A 21,631-nucleotide genomic window follows, 5' to 3' on the forward strand; every position below is an offset into this window, starting at 1 on the left:
CGGCGTGGATCTGGACGACATCGCGGCTCGACTCGGGGTGCCCGTCGAGGAGGTCGACCGCGTGCACCGGCTCGCCGGTGACGGGCCGTCAGCGCCGTTGCCAGCCAAGGCCGACGCACCCGCGATCCTCGACCGGCTCGCCGTGCAGCCGGACGATGCCGCGGAGATCATCGCGGGTTGGCCGGACCCCGACTCTCCGCTGTGGACCCCGGAGCTGCGCTGGCTGCTCGACCGCTCGATCGCCATGGTCCGCGCCGACCTCGCGGGTTACGACTGGCTGTCGCCCGGCCCGGAGCTGCCGCGAGAGCGCGGGCCTGCCTGGCGCCATCTCTACGTGTACGCGTACCTGGCACTGGTCGACGTCGTGCGCGGGTACCACCGCGACCACGGCATCGCCGATGCCGTGACCTGGGTGACCCTGGCTGACCTGGGCCGCAACCTCGCCATCGACCGACGGATGCGCGGCGAGGGCTGGCCGATCATGCAGAGCTGGCTGACGCTGCACTGGCGCGGCAGCGTCTACGAGCTGGGCCGGCTCCAGCACCAGCGTGGCGACGGCGCGATCGGCCTGCACGTCCCCGAGTCGGGGCCGTTGACCCCGACGGCGATCGAGGCGTCGCTCGACGAGGCCCGCGCGTTCTTCCCCCGACACTTCCCCGATGAGCAGTACACCGCGTTCTCCTGCGCCTCGTGGCTGCTCGACCCCCAGCTGCGGGAGTACCTTCCCGAGGACTCCAACATCGTGCGGTTCCAACGCCGGTTCGAGCTGGAGCCCTACGACGAGTCGGCGGGGCCGGACGCCGACGTCGAGGTGCTGCGGTTCGGGTTCCGGACCCTGACCACGCCGCTCGACGAGCTGCCGCGCCGCACGGTGCTCCAGCGCGCGATCATCGACCACCTGCGGGCCGGAGGCCACTGGCACTGGCGCCACGGTCGCTTTCCGATCTAGGCATCCGCGTCCCACCACGCGTCGTTGGCGGCGGTCTGGGCCGCCGGCTCGATGACTTCCCACACCTCCGCGATCAACCCGTCGGCGATTCGCAGGACGTCGACGACCACGATCTCCGGCCCTCCATCGGGGAGTCGGCGTCGCGAGTGCACCACGACGTGGTCACCGTCGGCCAGCAGGTGCAGGATGTCGACCCGCATGCCGGCGGTCGGGCCCAGCGCGGCGCGGACCGCGGCGAGCCACTGCGCCCTGGTCGAGGTCGTCGAATCCGACCGGTGATGGGTGAAGTCCTCACTCAGGTACGAGGCGAGCGTGTCGACGTCGCCGGTGTCGACAAGCCCCGCCAACGCCCGCCCCACGATGCTCTTGTTCTCGGTGGTCATGGCCGCAAGTGTTTCCCCGGCCTCGTGCGCTTGTCGATGACATCGCACTTCATGGCGTCCCGAGCGACGATGAGTAGGCTCATGATCGTGTATGCGGTCGGGGAACTCCTGCGGCAGTGGCGCAAGCGCCGAGGGCTCAGCCAACTCGACCTGGCGATCGCCGCGGATGTGTCGGCTCGGCACGTCAGCCTGGTCGAGACCGGCAAGTCCACGCCGAGCGCCGACATGATCCTCCGGCTCGCGGACCAGCTTCACGTGCCACTGCGTGACCGCAACCAGCTGTTGCTCGCCGCAGGCTTCGCGCCCCGGTACGCGCAGCGTCCGCTCGACGACACCGCCCTGTCGGGTGCCCTCGACGCGGTCCGCAGGGTGCTCCAGGCGCACGAGCCGTATCCGGCGCTGGTCTTCGACCGCCAATGGAACATTCTGATGACCAACCGCGCGGTCGACCCGTTCTTCGCGTACGTGGCCCCCGACCTGTTGCGACCACCGGTGAACCTGGTCCGGCTCGGCCTGGACCCGCGAGGGCTCGCTTCTCTGGTCGTCAACCTGGCGGACGTGCGGGCGGTGTTCCGCAGCCGGATCTCGCGCCAGCTCGCCGCAGCTCCCGACGCGGCGCTCGCCGCGCTCTACCAGGAACTGCTCAGCCCGCAGCCCGGGGAACCGACGAGCGAACGGGTCGACGCCGACGTGGTGCTGCCGATGATCCTTCGGGTCGGCGGGCGCGAGCTGCGGCTGTTCTCGACCATCACCACGTTCGGCACCCCGATGGACATCACGATCGAGGAGATCGCGGTCGAGTCCTACTACCCGGCGGACGCGGGAAGCGCCGCCTACTTCACGCGGTAGGGCCCGGCCTGGTCGGTTACCAGGCCGGGCCCCGTGCACATTCCCGGTCAGCCGGTGGTCAGGATGAACCTCTCCCAGGCCCCGACCGACGTGCGGTTGGCGATCAGGGATCCGGCCCCGGCGTTCTCGGCGCACACGATCTGGTTGTTGACCGTGGCGCGCAGGCTCACCGTTCCATCCGAGTTGGTGATGAGCTGGAACGTCTCCCACGATCCGATCGACGTGGCGTTGGCGACCAACGCTGCGGCGCCCGCGTTCGTGGCCGAGACGTAGAGCCCGTTGGCGCGCGACCGCAGGGCGATGGCGCCGTTGCCGGCGTCCACCCGGTCGAACTGTTCGGTCGTGCCACCGACACTTGCCTTGTTGGCGATCAACGCGGTGGTGCCGACCGCCGACACGTACTGGTTGTTGACCTGTGCCCGCAGCGTGCTCACCGGCGTGCTGCTACCGGTGCCGGTGGTGAAGGTGAACGCGTCGACATCGAACAGGTAGCCGGACCCTCCCTTGAACACCAGGTACAGCGTCGTCGACGCGGTGGGTGGGTTGCTGATCGTGCCGGACGCCTCGACGAAGGTCTCCCAGTTACCGGTGACCGGCACCGTGACGGTGCCCAGCAGAGTGCCGGTGGCCGACCCGGCCCGGACCTCGATCGTGCCACCGGCGCCGGCCGACGACGCCCGCACGGTGAGGCGGTTGGCGTTGGCCAGGTTGTACGGCTGGTAGGAGATCCAGTCGTTGTTCTCGATGAACCCTGCCGTGCGGCCACCCTCGGCGTTGGTGTGGTCGGTGGCCTGGACGCCGGACTGACCGCCGAAGTGCTCACCCTGACGGTGCTTCGGTTGCAAAGTCTTGATGCTGTGCGTGGTCAGCCCGCCGTTGTCGGTGTACGCGGCGTCGAAGACCCCGTAGATGTTGGCGGCCGAGTCGTGCTCACCGTCGGTCGGCACGGTGATCGAGCCACTGCACCCGGTCTTCGAGGTGATCTGGTGGGCGTGGCTGTCGTGGCCCAGCGCGTAGGTCAGGCTCACCTTGGAGCAGTCGATCGTGCCGTCCTGCGGGTCGCTCACCGAGATCTGGTACGGCACCGTGTCACCGAAGTTGAACAGTTGCCCGTCGGTGGGGGCGGTGAGTGACACCGTCGGCGCGGTGTTGCCCACCGTGACGATCAGGCTCGCCGTGCCGGACAGGCCGGTCGGGTCGGTGACCTTCAGGGTGGGGCTGTACGAGCCGTTGGTGGTGTACGTCTTGGTGGGGTTGGCCGCCGTCGACGTGGTGCCGTCGCCGAACGTCCACAGGTAGCTGAGCGCCCCACCCTCCGGGTCGGAGCTGCCGGCCGACGAGAAGTTGACCGTCAGCGGGTTCGCCCCCGACGTGGGGTTCGCCGAGGCGACCGCGATCGGGCTGCGGTTGCCACCACCGATGTACTCGATCCGGAAGAGCGCCTGGTTGTTCGAGCCGGTGCCGTAGTCCAGCACGTACAACGCGCCGTCCGGGCCGAAGGCCATGTCCATGACCTGGGTGCCGGTCCACGGGAAGTTGGAGATCTCCCCGCGCGAGCCGTCGGAGTTGACCGCGATGGCCTTGATCCAGCGGCGGCCGTACTCGCCGGCGAAGAACTGACCGTTCAGCGAGGCCGGGAACTTGATGCTGGAGTTGAGCGAGGCGTCGTACCGGTAGACCGGCCCACCCATCGGCGACTCCGAGCCGCTGCCGAACTCCGACGGCGAACCGGAGTCGCCCGCGTACTTGATCCAGGCCGGCTTCGCCGCCGGCAGCGTGCCGAGGCCGGTGTTGCGGAACGAGTTGTTGGTCGGCCCGCCCGTGCAGTTGTACTTGGACTGCGACGGCCCGGACGGGAAGGTGTATTCGTTGTATGTTTCCGTGCTGGTGTTGCTGCCCGTGCAGTACGGCCAACCGTAGTTACCCGGTGCCGCGATGCGGTTGAACTCCACCTGACCCTGCGGGCCACGGCTGGAGTTCGTGGATCCGGCGTCGGGGCCGTAGTCGCCGAGGTAGACGACGCCGGTGGCCTTGTCGACGCTCATCCGGAACGGGTTGCGCAGACCCATCGCGTAGATCTCCGGACGGGTGTTGGCCGTGCCGGGGGCGAACAGGTTGCCCGACGGGATGGTGTACGTGCCGTCCGCCTGCGGCTTGATCCGCAGCAGCTTGCCCCGCAGGTCGTTGGTGTTGCCCGCCGAGCGCTGGGCGTCGAACTGCGGGTTGCGGTTGGTTCGCTCGTCGAGTGGCGCGTAGCCGGACGACTCGAACGGGTTGGTGTCGTCGCCGGTGGTCAGGTACAGGTTGCCGGCACCGTCGAAATCCAGGTCACCGCCGACGTGGCAGCACTGACCACGGTCGTTGGCGACCTGGAGCACGATCTTCTCGGTGCCCAGGTTGAGCGTGTCGTCGCTGTTGAGGGTGAACCGGGACAGCCGCAGGTGCCCCTTCCACCGGTCCCAGTCGGACTGCGAGCCGGTGGTCGGGGCGTCCCCGGACGGGGTGCTCAGCGTGGGGGAGTAGTACAGGTAGATCCACCGGTTGCTGGCGAAGTTGGGGTCGACGGCGACGCCCTGCAACCCCTCCTCGTCGTGGGTGTAGACCGACAGGGTGCCGGAGACCTTGGTGTTGCCGGCCACGTCGGTCACCCGTAGGACACCGTTGCGGGCGGTGTGCAGCACCGAGCGGTTGGGCAGGACGGCCAGGGACATGGCCTCACCCAGCTCGCCCGAGCCGGTGGCGAGCTTGACCTGCTGATAGTCGGAGGCGGGAATCACCGCAGCTTGCGCGGTGGACGGTGCAGCCACAGCGAGGGCCGCGCTTGCGACGGTGAGAACCGCCGCGAAGAGCGCCCGGGGCCAGCGCCGGGGATACGAGAGCATGATCGTCCTTTCTCGACGACCGGGGGACGGGCACGCGGGGGCGCACCACGACCAGGTGGTGGTGGAGAGCGAGCGGGGGGACCAGGTCAGTTGGTGGTGACCAGGTCGAACTTCTCCCACTGACCGATGGAGGTCCGGTTGGCGATCAGCGGGGACGCGCCCGCGTTGTCGGCGGCGACGTAGCGGTTGTTCACCGTGGCCCGCAGGCTCACCGTGCCGTCGGAGTTGCGGACCAGCTGGAACGTCTCCCAGGCGCCTGCGGTGGCCCGGTTGGCGATCAGCGCGGCGGCCCCGGCGTTCTCGGCCGCGACGAACTGCCCGTTGCCCTTGGCGCGCAGCGCCACGTTGCCGTTGGCGAGGTTGACCAGGTCGAACCGCTCGGTGGTGCCGACGGAGGTCTTGTTGGCGATCAGCGCGGTGGTCGAGTTGGGCGCGCTCACGTACAGGTTGTTGGCGCGGGCCCGCAGGGTCGAGCCGCTGGCGGTGGGCGGCGGGGTGGTGGTGCGCGGCGAGCAGTCGGCCGTCACGGAGCCCGCGGCGACCTGGAGGCCGCCGAGCAGCATGCGGGTGAAGTTCGGGTCGGTGTACGACGCCTCGGTGTGTCCGAGGCCCGTGTACCAGGCACGCCCGCCGCCGTACGCCTTGCACCAGGTGATCGGGTGGTCGCCGCCCATGTTGCCGCCGCTGTAGGACGACTCGTCGAGGCTGGCCAGGACCCGCGCGCTGGACCGGGGGTTGGTGCGGTAGTTGTACCACTCGTCGGAGCGGACCCAGGTGGTGCCGAGGTGGGCGGTCGACGGGTTGGTCTGGTCCTCGATCTTCACGGTGGCGTTCTGGATCGCCGGGTGCGAGTCGAACCACGCTCCGACCAGCGAGCCGTACCACGGCCAGCTGTACTCGGTGTCGGCCGCGGCGTGCACGCCGACGTAGCCGCCACCGGCGGCGATGTACGACTCGAACGCGCTCTGCTGGCTGGCGTTGAGGACGTCGCCGGTGGTCGACATGAAGACCACCGCCTGGTACTGGGCCAGGTTGGAGGTGGTGAACTGGGCGGCGTCCTCGGTCGAGGTCACGGTGAAGCCGTTGGCCGAGCCGAGCTGCTGGATCGCGGCGATGCCGTTGGGGATGGAGGAGTGCCGGAAGCCGGCGGTCTTGCTGAACACCAGGACCTTGGTCAGGGGTGCCGCCGAGGCGGGGGTCGGCAGGGCGACCAGGCTGGCCAGCATGACGGCCAGGCCGGTGACGAGTGCCAACAGGCGGGGACGGGAACGCATGGTCTTGCTCCTCTGCTGAGCGTCGACCCGGGCGCGCGTCACGGAGCTGTGAGGGCTCGCCGGGGTCGAGATGGCGGTGGTACGGAGCCGGGCCGCCGATGCTCGGCTGAGATGGTGCGGGGTGGTGCCGTGCCGGTGGGGATCGTCCTGCGGGGGAGCGCGACGCTGCGCAGTGCGGGTTGCCGTGCAGTGCTCCCCGCCCGCCGAGGGGGGAGCGTCGCGTCGGTGCCGACACTGCCAGGAGACGGCTGGCGCGACGGCGACGACGTGTTCGCGATGGCAGCGACGACGACCTCGTCGACCAATCTGGACGATCGACGCTCATCAACATGCATCGCTGACGCAGTAAACCTCCGATGTCTGCGCTCCGTCAAGCCCGCGCCCGTCGGCTACCACCCACTGGACGGGGCCACCAGGACTCCTCAGCCCGGTGCGGCCGCAGGCGCGAGTGTCAGCTGTTTGATCTGGCGCAGCATCAGCGCGGTCTCGACGGTGCGGATGCCGTCCAGAGCGCCGATCTTGTCGTTCAGGTAGGTGTACAGCTCCTCGGTGCCCCGGCAGCGGACGGCAGCGATGATGTTGGTCGGGCCGGTGGCCGCGGCCGCGAACTCCACCTCCGCGTGCTCGGCGAGCGCATGCCCGACCGCGGCCAGCGCGGACGGCGTCACGGTCAGCCACAGCATCGCGCCGATCTCGCGGCCCACGTGTTCCGGCAGATACTGCACGGCGAAGTAGAGCACGCCGTCGCCGCGCAGCCGGTCCAGACGGCGCCGCACCACGTCCTCGGACTGGCCGCACGCTCTCTGCAGGTCGGCGAGGCTGGTCCGGCCATCCCGGAACAGCGCGGCGAGCAGCGCCTCGTCGGTGTCGTCGACCGTGACGGTGCCCGGGGCGGCTGCCTCCAGCGGCGCGGGGCGCAGCGCCGCCTCCTGCTCGGCGCTGAGGGCGTTGGCCTTCTGCAGCCAGCGCAGGGGACCGCCGTAGAAGCGGTGCAACAGGCAGTGTGCGCTGAACCCGATCACCCGTGGGGTGCGCTGCAACCGGCCCAGCAGCAGTTCGTCGCGGGCGGCGCGACTGCGGGGCCTTATCTCGCAGACCACCTCACTGCCGCCGGAAATCAGCGCGACGTAGGAGGTGTCCGGGCGGCGGGCGAGGGCGTCGGCCAGCCGTTCGGACATGTCCGGGGTGCACCGGAGCCGGACGATCCAGTTGGAGCGGCCGACGCGGCTCTCGTCGGTCATGCCGAGCACACGTAGACCCGCCTGGGTTTGCAGGCGGCGGAAACGGCGGGCGACGGTCTGGTCCGAGACGCCGAGAGCGGCCGCGATCCGGCTGAACGAGGCCCGACCGTCGAGTTGCAGGGCCTGCAGCAGTTGCAGGTCGAGCTGGTCCAGGGAAGGAGTCACGGTCTTCCTGATCGTCGTCGGCGTCACCAGCGTAGGAGCCGGTGACGCCACCGTCTTTCGGTTGGCGAGGTCAGGCCGGGACGGATTCGAGTCGCTGGGCCGCTGGCTGTGGGTCGCCTACCGGGCGCGGTTGGCCCAGCAGGAGGACCGCGGCCAGGGCGGCGATGAGCATGAGCGTGGCCGACACGCTCAGGGACAGGTGGAAGCCGTCGAGGAACGCCTTGTCGAGGGCGTTCAGAGCGACGTCCCGCTGAGCGCCGTAGTCGACGGCGGTGACCGCCTGGAAGCCACTGTCGTCCATCGCCGCGGTCGCTGCCTGCTGGCGGTCACCGTTGACCCCGGCGTCGGTGAGGTGTCCCGGCAGCGACCCGGCCGCCTTGCTGGTCAGCAGGGCGCCCAGGACCGCGGGGCCGAGTGCGCCACCGACCTGGCGGAACGCGTTGTTGCCCGCGGCGGCCATACCGGCCAGCTGGAACGGCACGGAACTCACCGCGGTGGCGGTCATCGGGGTCAGCACCGCGCCGAGGCCCAGGCCGAACAGCGCGAGTCGCCAGCTCAGCTGCCCGAACGAGGTGTCGGCATCGACGGTGCTGAGGAGGAACAGGGCAATCGCCGCGATGAACAGGCCGGCGCTGAGCAGCCAGCGCACGTGCACGCGGTGCATGAGGCGGCCGATCAACGGCCCCACGACGACCGGCACCGCCGTGTTGGTCAGCAGCCGCAGCGCCGCTTCCATGGTCGACAGCTGCTGGACCAGGCCGAGGTAGAGGCTGAGCACGAAGATGCTGCCGATCACGCCCTTGAAGCTGACCGCGGCGATCACGGCGGTGGCGTTGAACCCGCGGCTGGCGAACAGGGCGGGGCTCAGCATCGGCGAGTCGCTCCGCCGCTCGATCACGACGAACGAGGCGAGGCTGAGCGCGGCCACGGCGAACGCTAGGAGCACGACGGGGTCGGTGAACGAGCCGGCGCCGCCCTCGATGACGGCGAAGACCAGAGCGACGATGGCCACGGCGGCCGTGATCTGTCCCGGCCAGTCCAGGTGCCGCCTTCCCGGCGCCCGCGAGTCGGTCACCAGCGGAATGGCGATCAGGGCGGTGAGCAGGGCCAGCGGGATGGCCGGCAGGTAGATCCACCGCCAGGACGCGTGCTCGAGGATCGCCCCGGCCAGGAGTGGGCCCAGCGCGAGGGCGAGCATCAGGGAGGTGGCCCAGAGGCTGATGTACCGGCCACGCTTCCGCGGGTCCGGCACGGCGTGGCTGATCAGCGCCAGCGTGGCGGGCAGCAGAGCGGCCGCGCCCACACCGGCCAGCGCCTGGCCAACCCAGACCATCGCGATCGACTGTGCCGACAGCGCGACGGACGCGCCGATGGCGCAGAACAGCAGGCCGGCCTGGAAGACTTTCTTGCGCCCGTGCACGTCGCCGAAGACGCCGGCGGTCAGGATCAGGGCGGCCATCGGCAGTACGAAGGCGTCCGACACCCAGGACAGGTCGGCGGTCGACGCGTTCAGCCCTCGTTGGATCGCCGGCAGGCTCACCGACACTGTCGTCACCGGCAGATATGCGACGAACACCCCCAGGCAGGCCATGACCAGTGTTGCCCCAAGCCGGTCTCCCGAGGCCTTGTCCGTTGTTGCCATCTGCGCACAGCTCCTCTTCGGCGGACCGGGTGTCCGGCCGACGTGTCAGCATCCGTGCCGTTGAGGTGCGTCGCCCGCCGATCGCGCCGAATCCCGGAATACCGACGGATTGGCCCCCGGAGGCGGGGCTTTCCGACATCCCCGTCTGCCAGCGGAAGCTGAGCCCGTGGGCGAACCGGAGGTACCGAAGCCCTGGGGCTCTGCGGGGATCTGAGAGCGGCGCTAGGTGCCGGTGCTGGTCCGGTGGCCTCCGGGGGCCACCGCGGGAGCGGCTGCGACGAGTGCGGTCCGGACGGTTTCCGCGATCGGGTCGCCCGGGTGCTCGATCCAGTGCTGGACGGCGACCCGCAGGATGGCCAGGAAGGTCGCGGCCAGAAGGCGGGAGCGCAGTGCCACGTCGTCGTCGGTCAGCCGGTGGGCGAGTTCCGCGGCCAGGTCGCGCTCGATCGCGGCGTACGCCGCCACCTGGTGTGGGGCCAGGCCGGGGTGCCCGCGCAGCTTTCGGCGTTGGGTCAGCCAGGAAGGCTCAGAGGCGCCGAAGACCTCCTCGGTGAGGCGCTCGGCTGCCCGGCTCAGGACGGTCCACGGCGCCTCGTCGACGGGCTGTTTCCGGATCAGCTGCAACAGCCGGTGCAGGCGCATGGTGTCGCCGTAGAAGAGGGCCTGCTCCTTGCTGGAGAAGTAGTTGGAGAAGGTCCGCCGGGAGACGTTGGCGGCGTCGGCGATCGCCTCGACCGTCACCGCGTCGATGCCCTCGTCGGCGGCGAGGCGTAGGGCCGCCTCGTGCAGGGCGAGGCGGGTGGCTGCCTTCTTGCGCTCCCGCAGACCGGTCGTCTCGTCCATCGCACCGAGGCTAGTTGCCGGTGAGCGACTTCTCAATGAGCAAACTTGCCTGCTGGGCAAGATCGGTGAATGCTTGCTTGAGGCAACCAAATCTCGTGTGGGAGCAGACGTGGAAAGCGGCGCTCGTGAACTCGGCCTTCGCCTGTACGACCTGGTCAGAAGCGTTCGACTGCTGAAGCAGCGCCGGGCCGACGCACGCCCGGCGATTCCGCCGGGCATGCTCGGCATGCTCGTGCAGATCGAGCAGCTCTCCAGCGGCTGCCACGCCCGCGACCTGGTCGACCGCACTCGGCTGGACGCGTCGACCGTCAGCCGCTCGGTGGCGGCGCTCGTCGCGCACGGCCTGGTCGAGCGGCGGCCAGACCCGACCGACAAGCGGGCGACCTTCCTGGCGGTCACCCCGGCCGGCCGTGCCGCCCTGGCCGACAGCCACCGCTGGTACGGCGAGGTGCTCCAACGAGCGCTCGCCGACTGGACTCCCGGCGAGGTGGCGGCGCTCAGCGCCGCCCTCGGCCGATTCGCCGGCGACATCGAGGTCGCCCTCGAAAACAATGACAACGACAACCTGGAGGCCGCGCGATGAGCGCACCCACCATCACGGCCGGCGCTGAGCCGATGACCCATCGGCGGACGCTGGAAGCGCTCAGTGGCCTGCTGCTGGTGCTCTTCGTCGCGATGCTGAGCAGCACGGTCGTCTCGACCGCCCTACCGAAGATCATCGGAGCGCTGAACGGCTCGCAGAACCAGTACACCTGGGTGGTCACCGCGACCCTGCTCACTGCGACAGCAACCACCCCTATCTGGGGTAAACTAGCCGATTTGTTCAACAAGAAGACCCTCATCCAGGTCGCCATCGTGGTCTTCCTGGTGGGCTCGGTCATCGCGGGCTTCTCGCAGAGCGCCGGCCAGCTCATCGCCGCCCGCGCGTTCCAGGGCATCGGGGTCGGCGGTCTTCAGGCGCTCGTCCAGGTGGCGATCGCGGCCATGATCCCGCCGCGCGAGCGGGGCCGTTACAACGGTTACCTCGGTGGTGTGATGGCCGTCGCGACGGTCGGCGGCCCACTGCTCGGCGGCCTCATCGTCGACACGTCCTGGCTCGGCTGGCGCTGGTGCTTCTTCGTCGGCGTACCGGTGGCCGCCATCGCGCTGATCCTGCTCCAGGCCACCCTGCACCTGCCGACCGCGCGGCGCGAGAACGTCAAGATCGACTACCTGGGTGCCAGCCTGATCGCCGCTGGCGTCAGCGTGCTGCTGATCTGGATCTCCTTCGTCGACGGCTCGTTCGCCTGGATCTCCTGGCAGACCGCGGCCATGGTGGGCGGTTCGCTCGTCCTGCTCGCCCTGGCGGTCTGGGTCGAGTCGCGCGCGCCCGAGCCGGTCGTCCCGCTCGGTATCGTGCGCCAGCACACCACCGCGCTGGCCATCCTCGGAAGCCTCGCGGTCGGCATGGCCATGTTCGGCGGTGCCGTCTTCCTCGGCCAGTACTTCCAGATCGGCCGCGGCTACAGTCCGACCGAGGCGGGCCTGCTCACCATCCCGATGATGGCCGGAGTCCTCGGCTCCTCCATCGTCGCCGGCCGGCTGATCACCAAGAGTGGAAAGATCAAGCCGTACATCGTCGCCGGTTCGATCCTGCTGGTCGCCGGGTTCGCACTGCTCGGCACCATCGACCACGAGACGTCGCTCGTCCTGGTCGGCGTCGCCATGTTCACCGTCGGCATCGGCGTCGGCATGACCATGCAGAACCTCGTTCTCGCCGTTCAGAACACGGTCTCCCTCAAGGACATCGGCGCGGCCAGTTCCAGCGTCGCGTTCTTCCGGTCGCTCGGGGGCACCATCGGCGTCTCCGTGCTCGGTGCCGTCCTCGCCCGCCGGGTCGGCGACCAGATCACCCGCGACCTCACCGCCGCCGGGATCCCCGCCTCCGGCGGCTCGGAGGGCAGCAGCAACCTCAACATCACCGCCCTTCCCGAGCAGGTCCAGGACATCGTCCGGGCAGCTTACGGCGACGCCACCGGACACATCTTCCTCATCTCCGCCGCCATCGGGGTCGTCGGTATCATTGCCGCGCTCCTGCTCAAGCCGATCACCCTGCGGACCAGCCTCGACCTGCCGGACGCCGCCACGTCGACGGCCGTCGCCGCCGACGCGATCGACGGCGCTCCCGCCTTCGACCAGGTGCGCGTCGACACCCCGCAGGACGGACCGACTGCCCGACGCTGACGTCGGGCAGTCCGACCCGGGGCCGCCGCCGTCCGAAGACGGCGGCGGCCTGGTCTGTCCAGCCAGGGCTGGTACGAGCGAAGGTCAGCGAATCGAGGAAGTTGTGGATACCGCGGAGCTGCCAGCGGCACCCGCACGGCGAGCCGCCGCACTACGACGGGCTGTACGTGAGCTGGGGCTCGTGGCCGCACTGTTTCTCATCTACAAGGCGGCTCGGGTGGCGGGGGCCGACCGGGGGGCGACCGCCGTGGGAGACGGGGAATGGATCTGGCGGGTGGAGCGCCTGTTCCATCTGCCCAACGAGGCCGCCTTCCAACGTCCGGTGCTCTCCCACGAACTGTTGGTGCACCTGGCCAACGGCTACTACGCGTACGTGCACTTCCCCGCCACGGCACTCTGTCTGATCTGGCTGTACGTACGCCACCCCGTGTGGTATCTCTGGACGCGTCGCATGCTCGCCGGGCTCACCGCGGCCGCACTGGCGCTGCACTTCCTGGTTCCGCTGGCACCGCCGCGACTGACCGCCCTGACCGGCATGGTGGACACCGGCAGCCGTTACGGGCCCGCCGTCTACGGCCCACCCGACACGGACACGTTGAGCAACCAGTACGCCGCCATGCCGTCTCTGCACGTCGGCTGGGCTCTCGCCGTCGCCGTCGCACTCATCGCGGTGACCGGCGGGTGCCTGCGGTGGCTGTGGCTGGCACACCCGCTCGTCACCCTGCTGGTTGTCGTGACCACGGGAAACCACTACTGGCTCGACGGCATCGTCGCGGCCGTGCTGCTCGCCATCGTCTGCCTCGTGCTGCCCAGGCCCCGCACCGGCGACCAGCCCACCCACCCGCTGGCGCGGCGCCCGGCCGGGTGGCCCCGCCAGCGCCTCTCGCCGGACCGGGATGCAACCGGTGCTCTACGGGCTCCGCAGGCGCCGTCCGGTCACCCAGCCGGGCGAGCCGACGCCGGTGATGTCGTGCGAACGCCATAACCGTTGGTGTGCTCGTCAACCGGTCGGCTCGGGTTCACGGGCCTGCCAGCTCAGGCGGTTGTGGTGCAGCCGTTGCACGGCCGTCCAGCCGAACGCGAACGGTATGGCACCCATGGCGACGAGTCCCAGGACGTCCGATCCGGTCACGTCGAAGACGGCGCCCACGTCGCCGAACAGTTGGGCGACGGTCTGGAAGGCCACGTGGAAGCCGATGCCCGCCCAGATGTCGCCGGTGGCGACCCGGAAGCCACCAAGGAGCAGAGCGAAGACGAAGAACAGCAGCAGTCTGTCTAGGGAGGTGGCGGCGCCGACGAGGAACCCGAACAGGGTGAACAACACCGACTGTCCGAGGACGGCCTGCCAGGCCGGTAACCGGGTGGCGAGGTTGCGCTGGAGGTAGCCGCGGAAGACGAGCTCTTCCGGCAGCGCCTCGTACAGGAAGACGAGGACGACCAGTAGCGCCGCCACCCCCAGGGCGTCCGTCGCGGAGGTGCGCAGGCGGATCTCGACCCAACCGAAGCCGAGGCAGAGCGCGAACCCCACGGCGGCGGGAATGAGCCAGCAGGCCATGCCGAGCAGCAGTCGTCGCCAACCGGCGCGCAGGGAAGGCAGCCCGAGACCGGTCCAGGGGCGACGGTCGAGCAGGCGACGGGCGGCCACCACCAGGGGCACGACGAGCACCGTCGTAAGGATGGCCCTGGCCACGTGGATCGGGCGGTCGTAATCGCGATCGAGAAGAGCCCCGAGAAGCAGCCACACCAGCACGGCGCCGACGGACACGACGAGGATCCGCCAGGGCAGGGCGAGACGGGATCCGGCGCTCACCACGCGCAGCGTAGCCAGCGGCGTCAACTGCGGACGGTCAGCGGCCGAGGACGAGGTAGGCGAGGCCGAGGACACCCCGGTAACCGCCGACGTACTGGCGCAACCGGTCGTCGAGTTCCGCACGGACCTCGGCCGCACGGGGATCCTCCGGGTACGCCAGCAGCCACTCCTGCCGGCCGGCGAGCCAGGTGGACTCGAAGTCGTCCCACTCCCGCTGGTCGGCGGTGCTCAGGTGCAGCAACCGCCAGCCCCGCCGGCGGGCGGCCTCGACCAGCCCGGGAAGGGTCGGGACCTCCGGGCCGAAGATCTCAGCGATCTCCGCCGTGGGGGACCGTTCCCAGTACGCGTCGCCGAACAGCAGCCGCCCACCGGGCCCTACCACGGCGGCGAGGGCGTCGAGGGCGGCCTCGGTGCCGCCGAAGGCGTGTGCCGAGCCGATGCAGAGGACCCGGTCGGCCGGCTCCTGCCAGGCCGCCGCTTCCCCCATCACGAAGGCGACGTGCCGGTTCAGCGACCGTCCCGCGGCCAGCCGCCGCCCTCGGTCGAGCGCGGCCTCGTCGGTGTCGACGCCGACGCCGCGCGTCGCGACCGGGCCGGAGACACCACCGGCGGCGACCGCCCGCAGCAGCAGCTCACCCCAGCCACAGCCGAGGTCGAGCACACGCGCGCCGGGCCGGACGTCGAGCCGTTGCAGCAGCAACGCGGCGTGCTCCGGCGAGAGCGGAGTGTTCCAGCGCATCCGCGCGTAACGGCTGGCGGCGAGGTGGTCGGTTGACTGCATCCGTCGAGGGTGTCACGGCGTGCGCCGGGTCCGGCGCCGGGGCGTACGGCAGGATCGGTGAAGTGGACGGGGAGTGCGGGGCCGGCGCGGCGGCCGACCCCGCAGGAGGTGGCGGCGGCGGCCGGCCGGGGTCTGCCGGACATCATCGGCCCCGGGCTGCGAGTGCTGTTCTGCGGCTACAACCCTGGCCTCTACTCGGCCGCCGTGGGGGAGCCCTTCGCCCGCCGGGGCAGCCGATTCTGGCCGGCCCTGCACGGAGCCGGCTTCACCGACCGCCAGCTGCACTCCTGGGAACGCGACGAGCTGCTGCGGCAGGGTCTGGGCATCACCAGCCTGAGCAACCGGGCCACCGCCCGCGCCGCCGAGTTGACCTCGGAGGAGCTGGTGGCCGGGGTGACCGGGCTGGCGGTGAAGGCCGAGCGCTACCGGCCGCGCTGCGTGGCGATCCTCGGGGTGAGCGCGTACCGCATCGCCTTCGCCCGACCGAAGGCCGGGCTGGGCCCGCGACCGGACCGGCTGGGGCCGGCCCAGGTCTGGGTGCTGCCGAACCCCAGCGGCCTGAACGCGCACTTCCCGCTGCCGGCGTTGACCGCCGAGTTCGCCAAGCTGCGGCAGGCCCTCGACCCTTAGGGCGTGGTGACCAGCCCTTGGTAGTACTGCTGCATGGCCGGGTGGTAGTCGTCGAACTCGGGGCGGGGCGAACCGTCCCGGGAGGCGACCAGCATGTCCAGGTAGTACTCCCAACCGGCGCCCACCTCGGCGATGCCCTCCACGCTGCTCAGGTGCTGCACGAAGCGCAGTTCGGTGGTGCCATTGGTCTCGGTCAGCGACAGCTCCAGCAGCCAGCTGCCGTAGTCGTCGACCATCGACACGGCGAGGCGCTGCCGCGGTTCGCACGCGTCGATGCGCATCTCGCACCAGGGCTGCTGCTCCTCGTACGCCATCTGGACCCGGATGGTCCGTCCGGGGCTGGCGTCGCCCTCCCACGGGCCGAACCAGCGGGCCGTACGCTCCGGCTCGGTCAGGCTGGCCCAGACGTCCGCCGCCGGGGCGCGGAAGGTCCGGGTGAGGACGAGATCGTGGCCGGTGTCGGTGTGGAACAGGCGTCCGGCGGGTGTGCGGTTCATGCCGTGTGCTCCCTTCGGTGCTCCGCCGGGCCGCGGCTGCGGCTCTCTCGGCGGGTGCGATAGACCTCGGTCTCCAGCGCGTCGAGGTGCCGGCCCCACCGATCGGTGGCCGCGAGTGCGGCGAGCCAGTCGACCAGCGGGGCGAGCGGGCGCGGATCAAGTCGGTAGATCCTCTGTCGGCCGACCATCTCGTCGTGCACCAGACCGCTCTCGCGCAGTAGCCGCAGGTGGCGGCTGATCGCGGGTCGGCTGATCACGAATCGCCGGGCGATGTCACCAGCGGACAACGGCTCGTCGCGCAGCAGGGTCAGGATGTGCCGTCGTACCGGGTCCGCGATCGCGGTGGCCACCTCGTTCACCGGGAAAGCGTAACCTCCGAGTTACGGGTTGACGTGGTGAAGGCCACGAACGGCCGCATGTCGCCGCGTCGATGGTGGGCACATGATCACTTGACCTGGCACTCTTTATGGCATGGCCGCCCTCCTTCGCTCCCGCCTGACCGACTGGACGTTCGTCGTACCTGTGCTCGCCGTCCTGATATTGATGGTCACCTGGGGGCGGAGCCTGCCTGGGCCCGTCATCGTGGTTGTCGCGGTGCTGCTGGGCGGCGCGGTGCTCGCGGCGGTGCACCACGCTGAGGTGGTCGCCCACCGGGTGGGGGAGCCGTACGGGTCCCTCGTGCTCGCCGTCGCGGTCACCGTGATCGAGGTGGCCCTGATCGTCACGCTCATGATCAGCGGGCCGGAGAAGACCCAGTCACTCGCCCGCGACACCGTCTTCGCCGCAGTCATGATCACCTGTAACGGGATACTGGGCCTGTCCCTGCTGCTCGGTGCGCTGCGCCGCCGAGTGGCCGTGTTCAACCCGGAGGGCACCGGCGGTGCGCTGGCCACCGTGATCACCCTGGCCACCCTGAGCCTGGTCATCCCCAGCTTCACCACGGCCCGCCCCGGCCCGGAGTTCAGCCCGGCCCAACTCGTCTTCGCCGCCGTCGCGTCGCTGGCCCTGTACGGGCTGTTCGTGCTCGTGCAGACCGGCCGGCACCGCGACTACTTCCTGCCGGTCGACAGCCGGGGCAAGGTCATCGAGACGGAGGAGCACGCCAAGCCGCCCACGACCCGCGCGGCGTTGGTCAGCCTGGGCCTGCTGCTGGTGGCGCTGGTCGCGGTGGTCGGCGACGCCAAGACGGTCTCCCCGACCATCGAGGCCGGGGTCGCGGCGGCGAACCTGCCGCACGCGTTCGTCGGCGTGATCATCGCCCTGCTGGTGCTGCTGCCGGAGACCCTGGCCGCCGCCCGCGCCGCCCGCCGAGACCGGGTCCAGACCAGCCTGAACCTCGCGCTCGGCTCCGCGATGGCCAGCATCGGCCTGACCATCCCGGCCATAGCGATCGCCTCGATCTGGCTGGACGGCCCGCTGCTGCTCGGCCTCGGCGGCACCCAGCTCACGCTGCTCGCGCTCACCGCCGTGACCGCCGTCCTCACGGTGGTGCCCGGCCGGGCCAACGTGTTGCAGGGCGGCGTACACCTGGTGCTGATGGCCGCCTTCGTCTTCCTGGCCGCCAGCCCGTGATCCGCACGGCCGGCCGGCTCAGCCCGTGATCCGCACGGCCGGCCGGCTCAGCCGTGATCCGCACGGGCCCGCGCGGATCAGCCGGCGGGCGGCGGGTCGCCCGCGAGGCGCTCCGCGCGGGCGTTCAGGTAGCGCTGCTGCGCCAGGTTCGTCGAACGGGCCGCCGCCATCCGGTACGCCTCCCGCGCGGCGAGCCGCTCGCCCTCCAGTTCCCACAGGTGGGCGCGGGCGGCCGGCAGTCGCGGGTCGTCGGCGAGGCGGGGGTCGTCGGCCAGGTCGGCGAGCAGCGCCAACCCGGCCGGTCCGCCCCTGCTCATGGCCACCGCCACCGCGTGGTTGAGCCCCACCACCGGGTTGTCGGACATCCCGAGAAGCACCTCGTACAGGGCGGTGATCTGCGCCCAGTCGGTGGCCGCCGCGCTGGGCGCCTCGTCGTGCACGGCCGCGATGGCCGCCTGGAGCTGGTACGCCCCGACCACCCCGCGCGGCAGCGCCCCGGTGATCAGCTCGACCCCCTCGGCGATCTGCTCGGCCCGCCACCGGGAGCGGTCCTGCTCGGCCATCGGCACCAGCTCACCGTGCGGGCCGATCCGCGCCGGAGCGCGGGCGTCGGTGAGCAGCATCAACGCGAGCAGCCCGGTGACCTCGGGATCCTCGGGCACCAGCCGGCGCACCAGCCGGGTCAGCCGGATCGCCTCGGCGGTCAGGTCGGCGCGCAGCAACCCCGGCCCGGCAGTGCGGGCGTACCCCTCCGTGAAGATCAGGTAGAGCACGTGCAGCACGGCGGCGAGCCGGTCGGCGCGCTCCGGGCCGGTGGGCGGCGCGAACCGCAGCCCACTGTCACGGATCCGCTGCTTGCCCCGGCTGATCCGCCGGGTCATCGTCGTCTCCGGCACCAGGAACGCGCGCGCCACCTCGGCGGTGCTCAGCCCGCCCACCGCCCGCAGGGTGAGCGCGATCTGCGACGCCGCCGACAGCGCCGGGTGGCAGCACAGGAACAAGAGGATGAGCGTGTCGTCGGCGTCCGCCGGCGGACGGTCGGCGGCGGGGGCGCGCCACTGCTCCGGCAGCACCCACCGGGCCACCGTGTCCTCCCGCCGCATCCGGGCCTGCTCGCGACGCAGCAGGTCGGTCAGCCGACGGGACGCCACGGTGATCAGCCAGCCACGCGGATTCTCCGGTACGCCGTCGCGCGGCCAACCGTGCGCCGCGGTGATCAGCGCCTCCTGCACCGCGTCCTCGGCCGTGTCGAAGTGCCCGTAGCGGCGGACCAGCGCGCCGAGGACCTGCGGCGCCAGCTCGCGCAGCAGGTCCTCGGCGGGAGTCTCCGGCACCGGGTCAGCCGGCCAGGTCCTCGACACCGTCGAGCACCGGTCGTACGTCCACGTACCCACCGGGGGCGTCCGGGTCGACCAGGCCGGCGGCGATCTCGGTGGCCCGGTCGAAGCTGGCGCACTCCACGATGGTGTAACCGGCGAGGACCTCCTGCGTCTCCGGGTACGGGCCGTCGGTGATCACGGGTGCTCCCTCGCGCACCTGCACACGGCGGGCGTGCACCGGCTCGCTCAGGCCCCGGGCGTCGACCAGCTCCCCGGACTCGGCCAGCGCCTGGTGGAAGGTCTCCATGTGCTGGTGCATCGCCGCGATCTGCTCGGCCGACATCGCCGGCCGGTTGGAAGCCCGCCCGGACAGCACGTCGTAGTCCTGCTGCGACCCGTAGAGCAAAATCATGTACTTCACGGTTCTTCCCCTCCTCCTGCGAGGACACCACCCCGGCGCCCCCACAGGAAACGTCGAACCCCAAACCCCCACCCGGACACCCCACCCACCCGGGTCTGCCTCCCACCAGAACCGGTGATCATGAAGTTGGCGTCACGACACGCCGAGTGGGACGACGGCAACTCCATGATCACCGGGGTTCAGGGGTGGTGGGTGAGGCCTAGATTGGCGGTATGACGGTGGTGTGGGTCGTGGCGGGAGTCTTCGTCGTCGTGGCGGGGGTGGCGTTTGGCGTTGTGGTGCGGCGGGGGCGGGTCGGTGAGGTTGGGGGCGACGAACCTCGGGCCGGGCGGGACGCTCGGGTGCGGCAGCAGCGGTACGAGGCCGAGCGGCACGGTGACCAGGGCGACACGTGGCAGCGCGGTCGGGATTCGAGCGGTTGAGCGACCCTACTGGCCGTACGAGCGGCGCAGCCGGTGGTTGACCGCGCGACACCACCCCAGGCCGCTGCGCCGCAGCCCGTCCGGCCCCAGGGCACGTGAACCGTCCGGCCGTGCCGTGCGTGAAACCGGTGACGGGCGTTTCGGTCCTGTCGTCGGGGTACTACCAGCCTGAGCACCGATGTCTGGGGAGGCACAGTGGGCGCACGGTTCGGACGCGATGCGCGGGGCCCGTTGGCGGGTCTGCTGGTCGCCGCCCTGGTCTCCCTCGCCTGCGCCGGCGGTGGGCTGGCCGAGCCGGAGGCCGAGCGCCCCGGGGCGAAGCCGCCGGCAGCCTCACCGGGGCCGAGCACCACCCGGGCCGACAGCACCACCAGCGTCGCCGAGTTCGAGCAGGACGTCGCCGACGCGCAGGCGGTCGCCGAGCGGTACTGGGCGGCCCAGTTCAAGGAATCCGGGCAGCGGTTCCAACCGATCCGGCGGATCATCCCGTACCAGCGTGACGGCGAGGTGTCCTGCGGCGGCCAGGCGTTGCCCCGCAACAACGCCGTCTACTGCTCGCAGGGCGACTTCATCGCGTACGACGTCACCTGGTCGGTGGCGGCGTTCCGCCAGGTCGGCGACGCGTTCGTGTTCTACCTGCTCGGGCACGAGTACGCGCACGCAATCCAGGTGCGGCTCGGCATCAACTACAGCTTCACCATCCAGCAGGAGTTGCAGGCCGACTGCATGGCCGGGGCGTACCTCGGCGACTCGGTGCGCTCGGAGGCCCTGACCCTCGCCGAGGGCGACCTGGACGAGTTCCGGGAGGGGGTGGCGGCGGTCGGCGACGACCCGGACCAGCCGTGGTTCGCGGAAGGGGCGCACGGCACCGCCGAGCAGCGCACCGACATGTTCTTCCGGGGTTACGAGGGTTCCCTGAAGGAGTGCGACCTGGGCTGAACGGGGTTGCCCGGATCACCCTGGCGCCCGTTGCCGCCACCGGCCCCGGGGGGTGCTGGCAGGATCGCCGGTGTCGGTCACCACCCTGGAGGTTCCGCTGAGCAGCCATCACCCCGCCGCTGTGCTCTTCGACATGGACGGCACGTTGGTCGACAGCGAGAAGCTGTGGGACGTCGCGTTGCAGGAACTCGCGAAGGAGTACGGCGGGGAACTCTCCGTCGACGCCCGTCAGTCGATCATCGGCACCGCCATGGCCGAGTCGATGCGCATCCTGCACGACGACCTGGGGCAGCCCGAACGGGATCCGGAGATCAGCGCGGCGTGGATCAACGCCCGGATCCTGGACCTGTTCCGCACCGGTCTGCGCTGGCAGCCGGGCGCGTTCGACCTGTTGCGCGCGGTCCGCGCGGCGGGAATCCCCACCGCGCTGGTCACCTCCAGCCCTCGGGCGCTGGTCGAGATCGCCCTGGACACCCTCGGTCGCGACAACTTCGACACGGTGGTCGCCGGCGACGAGGTGGTGGCGGCAAAGCCGCACCCCGAGCCGTACCTGACCGCGGCCCGGCTGCTGGGTGTGCCGATCGAGCGTTGTGTGGCGATCGAGGACTCACCGACCGGGGTGGCCAGCGCGCTCGCCTCGGGCGCGGCGGTCCTGGCCGTACCGGCGGAGGTGGCGTTGCCGAGCACTGTCGGCGTACACCAGGTGGAGAGCCTGACCGGCGTGGACCTGCCGTTGCTCGCGGTTCTGCTGACCGATCGGGCCGCGGCGACCAGCTGACCCGCCCGCCG

Annotated in this window: 22 protein-coding genes; 10 read left to right on the forward strand and 12 right to left on the reverse strand. The window is 70.8% G+C overall.

Going from position 1 to position 21,631, the window contains the following annotated elements:
- Positions 1-4: 4 nt before the first annotated feature.
- The gene (locus ACFYP0_RS00920) at positions 5-949 is read left to right on the forward strand and encodes an acyltransferase domain-containing protein (protein ID WP_356980106.1); all 945 of its coding nucleotides are present in this window, start codon (positions 5-7) and stop codon (positions 947-949) included.
- Here ACFYP0_RS00920 and ACFYP0_RS00925 read toward each other — a convergent pair.
- The gene (locus tag ACFYP0_RS00925; RefSeq protein ID WP_356980108.1) at positions 946-1,332 is read right to left on the reverse strand and encodes a nuclear transport factor 2 family protein; all 387 of its coding nucleotides are present in this window, start codon (positions 1,330-1,332) and stop codon (positions 946-948) included. The two genes, ACFYP0_RS00920 and ACFYP0_RS00925, sit on opposite strands and share 4 nt — an antisense overlap.
- 81 nt (positions 1,333-1,413) lie before the next feature.
- Here ACFYP0_RS00925 and ACFYP0_RS00930 point away from each other — a divergent pair, with 81 nt between their 5' ends.
- The gene (locus ACFYP0_RS00930) at positions 1,414-2,181 is read left to right on the forward strand and encodes a helix-turn-helix domain-containing protein (RefSeq protein ID WP_356980110.1); all 768 of its coding nucleotides are present in this window, start codon (positions 1,414-1,416) and stop codon (positions 2,179-2,181) included.
- A 47-nt stretch (positions 2,182-2,228) separates the two neighbouring features.
- Here ACFYP0_RS00930 and ACFYP0_RS00935 read toward each other — a convergent pair whose 3' ends face one another.
- From ACFYP0_RS00935 to ACFYP0_RS00955, 5 genes are all read right to left on the reverse strand, one after another.
- On the reverse strand, positions 2,229-5,063 hold the full coding sequence (locus tag ACFYP0_RS00935; RefSeq protein WP_356980112.1) for a PQQ-dependent sugar dehydrogenase: 2,835 nt from the start codon (positions 5,061-5,063) through the stop codon (positions 2,229-2,231).
- Positions 5,064-5,149: 86 nt separating this feature from the next.
- Positions 5,150-6,337 (reverse strand): ThuA domain-containing protein, encoded by a 1,188-nt coding sequence (locus ACFYP0_RS00940; RefSeq protein WP_356980114.1) that lies wholly within the window; start codon positions 6,335-6,337, stop codon positions 5,150-5,152.
- Between the two features lie 422 nt (positions 6,338-6,759).
- Positions 6,760-7,743, reverse strand: coding sequence for an Lrp/AsnC family transcriptional regulator (locus tag ACFYP0_RS00945; protein ID WP_356980116.1), 984 nt, complete (start codon positions 7,741-7,743; stop codon positions 6,760-6,762).
- A 70-nt stretch (positions 7,744-7,813) separates the two neighbouring features.
- Positions 7,814-9,385 carry an MFS transporter gene (locus ACFYP0_RS00950; RefSeq protein WP_356980118.1) on the reverse strand — a complete coding sequence of 524 codons (1,572 nt, stop codon included), beginning with the start codon at positions 9,383-9,385 and terminating at the stop codon, positions 7,814-7,816.
- A gap of 222 nt (positions 9,386-9,607) precedes the next feature.
- Positions 9,608-10,228 (reverse strand): TetR/AcrR family transcriptional regulator, encoded by a 621-nt coding sequence (locus tag ACFYP0_RS00955; protein WP_356980120.1) that lies wholly within the window; start codon positions 10,226-10,228, stop codon positions 9,608-9,610.
- A gap of 109 nt (positions 10,229-10,337) precedes the next feature.
- On the opposite strand from ACFYP0_RS00955, the gene ACFYP0_RS00960 reads away from it, so the two are divergent.
- The 3 genes from ACFYP0_RS00960 (at position 10,338) to ACFYP0_RS00970 (ending at position 13,436) form a co-directional block, all read left to right on the forward strand.
- On the forward strand, positions 10,338-10,811 hold the full coding sequence (locus tag ACFYP0_RS00960; protein ID WP_356980122.1) for a MarR family winged helix-turn-helix transcriptional regulator: 474 nt from the start codon (positions 10,338-10,340) through the stop codon (positions 10,809-10,811).
- On the forward strand, positions 10,808-12,451 hold the full coding sequence (locus ACFYP0_RS00965) for an MDR family MFS transporter (RefSeq protein WP_356980124.1): 1,644 nt from the start codon (positions 10,808-10,810) through the stop codon (positions 12,449-12,451). The genes ACFYP0_RS00960 and ACFYP0_RS00965 overlap by 4 nt, the downstream gene beginning before the upstream one ends.
- A 181-nt stretch (positions 12,452-12,632) precedes the next feature.
- Entirely contained in the window at positions 12,633-13,436 is an 804-nt protein-coding gene (locus tag ACFYP0_RS00970; protein ID WP_356976594.1) for a phosphatase PAP2 family protein, read from the forward strand.
- 15 nt (positions 13,437-13,451) lie between these two features.
- Here ACFYP0_RS00970 and ACFYP0_RS00975 read toward each other — a convergent pair whose 3' ends face one another.
- Positions 13,452-14,261 carry a CPBP family intramembrane glutamic endopeptidase gene (locus tag ACFYP0_RS00975; RefSeq protein ID WP_356976591.1) on the reverse strand — a complete coding sequence of 270 codons (810 nt, stop codon included), beginning with the start codon at positions 14,259-14,261 and terminating at the stop codon, positions 13,452-13,454.
- A gap of 37 nt (positions 14,262-14,298) precedes the next feature.
- A complete protein-coding gene (locus tag ACFYP0_RS00980) occupies positions 14,299-15,042 on the reverse strand; it encodes an SAM-dependent methyltransferase (RefSeq protein WP_356976589.1) in 744 nt (247 codons plus the stop codon).
- Between the two features lie 57 nt (positions 15,043-15,099).
- On the opposite strand from ACFYP0_RS00980, the gene mug reads away from it, so the two are divergent.
- Positions 15,100-15,672, forward strand: coding sequence for a G/U mismatch-specific DNA glycosylase (mug, locus tag ACFYP0_RS00985; protein ID WP_386993856.1), 573 nt, complete (start codon positions 15,100-15,102; stop codon positions 15,670-15,672).
- Here mug and ACFYP0_RS00990 read toward each other — a convergent pair.
- Together ACFYP0_RS00990 and ACFYP0_RS00995 are read right to left on the reverse strand one after the other, a co-directional pair.
- Positions 15,669-16,169 carry an SRPBCC family protein gene (locus ACFYP0_RS00990; protein ID WP_355496429.1) on the reverse strand — a complete coding sequence of 167 codons (501 nt, stop codon included), beginning with the start codon at positions 16,167-16,169 and terminating at the stop codon, positions 15,669-15,671. The two genes, mug and ACFYP0_RS00990, sit on opposite strands and share 4 nt — an antisense overlap.
- Positions 16,166-16,528, reverse strand: coding sequence for a metalloregulator ArsR/SmtB family transcription factor (locus ACFYP0_RS00995; protein ID WP_355496426.1), 363 nt, complete (start codon positions 16,526-16,528; stop codon positions 16,166-16,168). The genes ACFYP0_RS00990 and ACFYP0_RS00995 overlap by 4 nt, the downstream gene beginning before the upstream one ends.
- Positions 16,529-16,640: 112 nt before the next feature.
- On the opposite strand from ACFYP0_RS00995, the gene ACFYP0_RS01000 reads away from it, so the two are divergent.
- Positions 16,641-17,741 (forward strand): calcium:proton antiporter, encoded by a 1,101-nt coding sequence (locus ACFYP0_RS01000; protein WP_210925602.1) that lies wholly within the window; start codon positions 16,641-16,643, stop codon positions 17,739-17,741.
- 77 nt (positions 17,742-17,818) lie between these two features.
- Here ACFYP0_RS01000 and ACFYP0_RS01005 read toward each other — a convergent pair whose 3' ends face one another.
- Together ACFYP0_RS01005 and ACFYP0_RS01010 are read right to left on the reverse strand one after the other, a co-directional pair.
- Positions 17,819-19,075: an RNA polymerase sigma factor gene (locus tag ACFYP0_RS01005; RefSeq protein WP_386994823.1), complete on the reverse strand. Its 1,257-nt coding sequence runs from the start codon at positions 19,073-19,075 to the stop codon at positions 17,819-17,821.
- A 4-nt stretch (positions 19,076-19,079) separates the two neighbouring features.
- The gene (locus ACFYP0_RS01010) at positions 19,080-19,472 is read right to left on the reverse strand and encodes a YciI family protein (protein WP_244218850.1); all 393 of its coding nucleotides are present in this window, start codon (positions 19,470-19,472) and stop codon (positions 19,080-19,082) included.
- A gap of 221 nt (positions 19,473-19,693) precedes the next feature.
- Between ACFYP0_RS01010 and ACFYP0_RS01015 the strand changes: the two genes are divergently transcribed.
- The 3 genes from ACFYP0_RS01015 to ACFYP0_RS01025 all read left to right on the forward strand — a co-directional run bounded on the left by ACFYP0_RS01015 (position 19,694) and on the right by ACFYP0_RS01025 (position 21,620).
- Complete coding sequence (locus tag ACFYP0_RS01015) at positions 19,694-19,903, forward strand: hypothetical protein (RefSeq protein ID WP_355496420.1); 210 nt, start codon at positions 19,694-19,696, stop codon at positions 19,901-19,903.
- Positions 19,904-20,098: 195 nt separating this feature from the next.
- Positions 20,099-20,842 (forward strand): neutral zinc metallopeptidase, encoded by a 744-nt coding sequence (locus tag ACFYP0_RS01020; protein WP_355496417.1) that lies wholly within the window; start codon positions 20,099-20,101, stop codon positions 20,840-20,842.
- 121 nt (positions 20,843-20,963) lie between these two features.
- Positions 20,964-21,620, forward strand: a complete 657-nt coding sequence (locus ACFYP0_RS01025; protein WP_124855374.1) for an HAD family hydrolase — start codon at positions 20,964-20,966, stop codon at positions 21,618-21,620.
- Positions 21,621-21,631: the final 11 nt, after the last annotated feature.

This window comes from Micromonospora arida (assembly GCF_042873195.1).
Lineage (GTDB): Bacteria > Actinomycetota > Actinomycetes > Mycobacteriales > Micromonosporaceae > Micromonospora > Micromonospora arida.